Genomic DNA, 6871 nt, shown 5'->3' with positions numbered 1-6871 from the left:
CAGTCTGGCGGTTAAAGACAGATTGGGTAATAAAAATGCCGAGAATAGTTAAGGCAAAAACGACCCACACACCGATCAGTACTCGGGTCACAAAACCGCTAAACGGTTCCTGAAACCATAACGCCATACACAACCAAATAGAGGACACAACAACGAAAAGACCGAACAGGCAGTGCAGCAGCCCCATGCCTAAGGCAATAATGAATCCGCTTCTTTCAATATTATGCATATTTGGCTGTTATAAATAATTATTGCCTTTATTTTCGGTAAGTTGCGAACTCAAAAGCAATCCCAGTTTTGTCGTCAATATGTTGTTCCGAGGCGACCTTTTTAAATTCAGCTGGAATTTCCGGATAGTAGGCATCGCCTTGAACATCCAGTTCAACATGGGTCAGCTCTAAACGGTCGGCAATATTCATGGTCTGTTTGAAGATTTCTCCGCCACCGATAATAAAGATCGCTTCCGGCTTTTCTGAGGCTTGCACATCGGCAACCGCTTGGGCTAAGGCCTCTTCAATCGAATAGGCGACTTTAGTCCCTTCAAATGACCAGCTGGTGTCACGGGTAATCACCCAATTGACCCGTTTCGGTAAGGTACGACCCATCGATTCCAGAGTCTTGCGACCCATAACCACAACACCGCCTTGGGTGATTTCTTTAAAATGCTTGAGGTCAGCTGAAATGTGCCAAGGCAAGTCATTATTTTTACCAATGCAGCGCTGCTGGTCCATGGCCACAACATGAACCACTTCTAAATTTTGGAAGGTCATAAAATTTTCCCTGTATTTTTTATACTCAGATACGTTTTCCCCCTTTGCAAAAGGGGGAATTAAAGGGGGATTTTAGAAATTAAACCGCAACCGGCGCTTTAATCCCTGGATGGGATTCATAACCAACAATTTCGATATCTTCAAATTTAAAGTCGAAAATGTCTTTCACTTCAGGATTTAATTTTAATTGGCAAAGTGGCAAAGGTTCACGGCTGAGCTGTAATTTTGCCTGTTCAAAATGGTTGGTATATAAATGGGTATCACCACCGGTCCAGACAAAGTCACCTACATCCAGGTCGCATACTTGCGCAATCATATGTGTGAGCAGCGCATAGCTGGCAATATTAAAAGGCACGCCCAAAAAAACGTCCGCACTACGTTGATAGAGCTGACAAGACAGCTTACCGTTCTGGACAAAGAACTGGAACAGGGTATGACAAGGTGGAAGCGCCACAGTTCCCGCTTCATTCGGGTTCCAGCCAGAGACAATTAAACGGCGTGAATTAGGATTGGTCTTAATTTCATTAATCAACCATTTGATCTGGTCAAAACCATCTTGCTCATATAAGCCATTTTCTTTTTTAGTTGCGCCAAAGTTACGCCATTGATGACCATAGACAGGACCCAACTCACCTTCAGGACGACCAAAACGAGCCGTTTGTTCTGCAGTCGCCCATTCATCCCAAATCGTCACTTTGTTGTCTTGCAGATATTTAACGTTGGTATCGCCTTTTAAAAACCATAACAGTTCAATCACAATAGAACGGAAATGAACTTTTTTGGTGGTCAATAAAGGGAAACCTTTGGAAAGATCAAAGCGCATTTGATGACCAAATACAGAACGTGTACCTGTTCCAGTACGATCGCCTTTGTCGCCACCGTTGTCGAGGATATGTTGTAAAAGGTCTAAATATTGACGCATGTCTCTCTCATAATCGTGTGAATTGCATGTGGCACATATTAGCCTTTTTTTACCGGTGAGGAAACTCTATCAAGGGAGCAGATAGCTAAATTAAAATCTGTGAGTAAATTTCCATAAAATAATGATTTATATAAATATTATTAATATTTTATGGTGACCTGAGTCATCACGTCAAATCTTGACTGGATTGGATGAAAAATTATAAGGGTAAGGAAAATGAATCAATTTTTCTGTAAAGAATTTTCAAACCCCTAAAAAAACGCTATAGGTCAGTTGCTATTCAATATTCAAAATAATTGCATGATCCTGCAAGAGCACAAGCAGGGCTTAAAAAAATTACAAAATATAGCCCATATCAGATTTCGCAATTTATGCCATTTTATTCCATCGAATTATGGCTTAGAGACTCGAAACGCAATAACAGCTTAGTCTTGCTCGAGTGAGCATCAATTAAATTTTCAGTGCTTTTGAATTATAAAAATTAACAAAAAATAATCATTTAACTCAATTTGGCGGGATTTATTTATATTTAATTACATTTGTTACATGAAAAATCACATTTTAACAGGTACCATCTTGCCGTCGAAATAAATGAAAAGCCGCTAGTCTTAGGCTTAGGAGTGTTTGGTAAAGAATGGCTTATGATCATAATGTAAACATGAGTGAAGTACATGCTCCTGTTCAGGCAAATATCGTAATACGTTCCAAATCTGGTAAAAATTCTAAGAAAAATACAGAATCCACGTCCGTCAAATCATCTCAAAAAAATAATATATTGACCACTAATGGCCAACGAATAGATATTAATAAATTCACCAATTTCTTGCAGGGTATCAGTTCATATAGCAGTTCACAAAAGTGTGCGAAAAGTATTCGTCTTGCTTTAGAGTCGGCAGGGGCACGCTTTCAAAGTCATCCCGTTGCTGCGGCAGACTGGGGTAATACTTTAATGAAAATTGGCTATCGACAGATTAATCCTAAATTCGATGCTCCTAAAGAAGGCGATATTTATATTATTGATCGGACCGGTAAACATGTGTATGGACATATTGCAGGGTTTAATGGCAAGCAATGGGTCTCTGACTTTAAGCAAAAAAGTTATGACGTTTATAATGAAAAAGGTCTGACTTATAAATATTATCGTCCGAGTTTTTAAAGTTTTTCTTGAAAACTAGTTAAATAAAAAAAGCCTCTGTTGAGGCTTTTTTTATTGCTTGGCTTAAGGCAATTGTTTGATGGGACTGCCACCTAAAGCTTGCATCAAGGTTACATAGGCATTGTATTGACTCTGTCTGGTCTGCACCAAAGAAAGTCGGGCATTACGTGTGGTTTCCTGGGCATCGAGCAGGTTTTTCAGCGCGATGGCACCGTTGCGGTAACGCACTTCAGTTAAGCGCTCGGTTTTCTCGGCCAGCTGTACATTCCGTTCCTGCAAAGCCACCTGTTTGTTTAATTCGGTACGGGCAGATAGCGCATTTTCTACATCAGCAAAAGCCTGATATAAGGTCTGGCGATATTGCATAATCGATTTTTCATAATCCAGATTACTAATCGCCACATCTTTCTTCATATCGTTGTATTGCAGGAACGGCAAGCTGAGATTCGCACCCAAGGTTAAAGCCGGGTTCTGCAACAGGTTAGTTAACGATGTGCTGGAAGAACCTAAATTTCCGGTCAGACTAATGGAAGGATAATAGCTGGCCTTAGTGGCATCTTTGCTTGCCAAAGCCTTACGTAAACGTAATTCGGAGGCTTGTAAATCCGGACGACGCGACAGCAAGTCAGCCGGCAAGCCAGCCGATACAGTCGGTAGGGTAATCCGCGGTAAACGGGCAGGTTCCTGAATGTTCAGTTGCTGGACGGGCATATTAAGTAAAACGGCCAAAGCCGTGCGTGCTTCAACACGCTGCTGTTCGATCTGACTTAAACTGGCTCTTTGGCTTTGAACCGATTGTTCTGCAGAGGTGAGATCCAGACCTGAAACTGCCCCGGCACGATATTGGGTGCGTACCAGCTCAAAGACTTTTTGTGTACTGGCGAGGTTTTGTTGGGCTATCTGATAGCGTTCATTCAGATAGCCCAATTGCCAGTATAAGTTGGCAGTGGTCGCTATCAGACTTTGTGCGGTACTTTGCAAGTCCTGTTCAGTCGCTAGCGCTTCCCATTTACTGGCTTCAGTTTGACGCGCCAGTTTGCCGAACAAATCGAGTTCATAACTCACACCGCCACTTAAAGACAAGCCGCGTGAAGCATCATCACCTGAATTCAGGTCAATACTATGTCCTGCTGAAACGCTGGAGCTGACCCGTGGACCTTGCCTGTTTTGAGCCAAACCGGCTTGTAAGCGTGCCTGCTGCAAGTTAATGCCAGCCACTGCCAAATCGGTATTAGTCGCTAACACCTGATTAACCAGTTGATTCAGCTGTGCATCGCCAAACAGGGTCCACCATTGATCAGCGTAGACATCGGCATGTACCTGCTGGCTGAGTGCTTTACTGTTCTGGAAATTGCCTGGAATATTTACGGCAGGCTGCTCATACGGTGTTTTCACCACCGCAGCACAACCGACCAGTGATCCAGTTAAAATAAGACTAGCGACAAGTTTGGTAAAATTCATTTGCATTCTAAAAATCCTTATTCGCGAGAAAGTGCATCGACAGGATTAAGCTGTGCTGCATTACGGGCCGGGATAAAACCAAAGATAATTCCGATCATGCTGGAACAGACAAAGGCTGCAATAATCGATGTGGTTGAATATGCCATCTGGAAAGTACCGCCAGCAAAATGACTAATCAGCTGCCCAATACCTAAAGATAAAAGCACACCTAAAATTCCGCCTAAAATACACACCAACACGGCTTCAATCAGGAACTGCTGCAAGATGTCACTTTGACGAGCACCGACCGCCATACGTACGCCAATTTCCTGAGTACGTTCGGTCACCGAAACCAGCATGATGTTCATGACCCCAATACCGCCGACAATCAGGGAAATCACCGCAATTGCAGAAACCAGTAGAGTCATGGTCTGAGTGGTTTGTTGAATGGTTTCACGAATACTGTCTGCATTTTGGGTGAATACATCCTGTGCGCCGTGACGTTGTACCAACAGGTTCAAAATGGCATTTTCAGCTGCCGCACTTGGGTATTCATCTTTGATCCGCACGATGATGCTACGTACATTGGCCTGACCTAACATCCGGCTCATCACAGTGGAGTAGGGCAGATAAACATTCAGGCTGTCTGAATTCCCCATCATCGATTTTTGCGCTTCAATCACGCCAATAATACGACTCGGTACACTGCCCAGCAAAATAACTTGACCGACAGGATTGGTGCCATCACTAAAAAATGTCTTTTTGGTATTGTCATCAATCACCACATCTTGGGCACGTTTAGTGACACCTTCTTTGTCAAAAGGTTGCCCCGATTCGAAGGTCATGCCTTTCACGTAGAAAAAGTCTTCACTGACACCATTCACTGTGGCAGACGCTTCGGTATCTTTAAAACGGGCAGTGACGCTGCTATTGACTGAAGGACTGACCCCATCGACATAAGGTTGTTCAGCCAAGGCTTCCGCATCGGCAGGAACCAGAGTTTTGACTTGGGCGGTTTTGGAGTTATCACCAAATCCACGACCCTGATAAACCGTAATCGTATTGGTACCCAGACTGCTGATATTTTCCAGAATCTGTTTCTGTGAGCCATTCCCTAAAGCGACTACCGATACAACAGATGCAATACCAATAATGATCCCGAGCATGGTCAGAAAGGTACGCATGCGGTGGGCATTCATGGCCAGCAGTGCCATACGGAAGGCTTCGCCTAGCCGGTCGGCTGCCGAACGCCAAGAAGGTGTTTTCTTTTGCGGGGTACGGTCAAGCTGCTGCTTTTCCAGTACTTCGCCATCGGTTTCAGGAACATTCGGTTTATCCGAAATAATATTCCCGTCACTGATTTCAATAATGCGCGAGGCATTTTTCGCAACGTTATGATCGTGGGTAACCAAAATGATGGTATGACCTTTGGCATTTAGTTCACGTAAAATACGCATCACTTCAATACCACTGTTTTTATCCAATGCACCGGTCGGTTCATCGGCCAGAATCACATCGCCGCCATTCATCAGGGCACGTGCAATCGAAACACGTTGCTGCTGACCACCGGAAAGCTGACTGGGACGGTTCTGGGTTTTTTCAGCTAAACCTAGGTTGGACAGCAGTTCGGTTGAACGTTGCTGACGCGCAGAGGCATCCACTCCAGCATAAATCGCTGGTACTTCAACATTCCCTGCCGCAGTTAAATCACCGAGTAAATGATAGCGCTGGAAAATAAAACCGAAATATTCACGGCGCAGTTGTGCCAGTTCATCCGGTTCCAATTTGCGTGTTTCGCGCCCTTTAACCTGATAGCTACCCGCAGTCGGTTGATCTAGACAACCGAGGATATTCATCAGGGTGGATTTCCCCGAACCGGATTGCCCGACAATGGCCACCAGTTCTCCGGGATAAATTTCTAAATTAATGCCCTTTAGAATCTGAATGGTGCTTTCCCCGGCAGGGAATTCACGAGTCAGATCTGTGACCTTGAGCAAAGGTTGTTGATCTTGACTCATCATTACATTCTCATTGGACCAGCACCACCGCCAGCACGGTTACTACGTTTTGCAGAATCATTTGATGTATCAGAAGCATCTGCAATCACGACTTTGTCACCTTGTTTCAAGCCTTTAATCACTTGAGTAGTGACACGGTTGTTCAAGCCAACCAACACAGGTTGCGGTTTTGCAGTGCCATCAGCCTGCACTACACGAACCATCGACATGGAAGCTTTGCCTTGTTCAATCAGGGATTTTTCTTCAGCAGACAGTTCCAGGCGTTTTGGTCGTTCAGCTTTAGCCTGATCTGTAGCAGCCGGCTTTTGTTCCTTGGCTTTGTCTACATTACGCTCACTACGTTTGCCTTGTGGACGGTTTGAAGTTTGTAAAGCCGCCGCAGGAACGGTTAACACATTTTTTGCTTCATTCAGTACGATATAAACCTGTGCAGTCATATCAATACGTAGCTTGCCATCTTCATTGGGTACATCAAATAAGGCGTTGTAATACACCGCAGAACTTGAAGATGAGGTTGAACTGTTATTGGTTTCAGTATTAATTGAATTCGGTGCAGGTTCTACTT

The 6871-nt window shown here is 43.9% G+C and carries 5 protein-coding genes and 1 pseudogene; 1 reads left to right on the top strand and 5 read right to left on the bottom strand.

Going from position 1 to position 6871, the window contains the following annotated elements:
- Window positions 1-257 precede the first annotated feature (257 nt).
- Window positions 258-770 (bottom strand): dihydrofolate reductase, encoded by a 513-nt coding sequence (locus B2Y23_RS12125; RefSeq protein ID WP_291355451.1) that lies wholly within the window; start codon window positions 768-770, stop codon window positions 258-260.
- Between the two features lie 79 nt (window positions 771-849).
- Window positions 850-1692 carry a thymidylate synthase gene (gene thyA / locus B2Y23_RS12120; protein WP_291355449.1) on the bottom strand — a complete coding sequence of 281 codons (843 nt, stop codon included), beginning with the start codon at window positions 1690-1692 and terminating at the stop codon, window positions 850-852.
- 634 nt (window positions 1693-2326) lie between these two features.
- On the opposite strand from thyA, the gene B2Y23_RS12115 reads away from it, so the two are divergent.
- Window positions 2327-2848 (top strand): CHAP domain-containing protein, encoded by a 522-nt coding sequence (locus B2Y23_RS12115; protein WP_291355448.1) that lies wholly within the window; start codon window positions 2327-2329, stop codon window positions 2846-2848.
- Window positions 2849-2911: 63 nt separating this feature from the next.
- Here B2Y23_RS12115 and B2Y23_RS12110 read toward each other — a convergent pair whose 3' ends face one another.
- The 3 genes and pseudogenes from B2Y23_RS12110 to B2Y23_RS12100 form a co-directional block, all read right to left on the bottom strand.
- Complete coding sequence (locus B2Y23_RS12110) at window positions 2912-4315, bottom strand: efflux transporter outer membrane subunit (protein ID WP_291355445.1); 1404 nt, start codon at window positions 4313-4315, stop codon at window positions 2912-2914.
- An 11-nt stretch (window positions 4316-4326) separates the two neighbouring features.
- The gene (locus tag B2Y23_RS12105; protein WP_291355885.1) at window positions 4327-6306 is read right to left on the bottom strand and encodes a MacB family efflux pump subunit; all 1980 of its coding nucleotides are present in this window, start codon (window positions 6304-6306) and stop codon (window positions 4327-4329) included.
- A 2-nt stretch (window positions 6307-6308) separates the two neighbouring features.
- Window positions 6309-6871: pseudogene (locus B2Y23_RS12100) on the bottom strand (MacA family efflux pump subunit); the annotation flags it as partial.

The sequence above is a fragment of the Acinetobacter sp. UBA5934 genome (assembly GCF_002430855.1).
In the GTDB taxonomy this organism is placed as follows: domain Bacteria; phylum Pseudomonadota; class Gammaproteobacteria; order Pseudomonadales; family Moraxellaceae; genus Acinetobacter.
The sequence above is the reverse complement of the archived record's forward strand: the minus strand, read 5'-3'. Positions and strand labels throughout refer to the sequence as shown.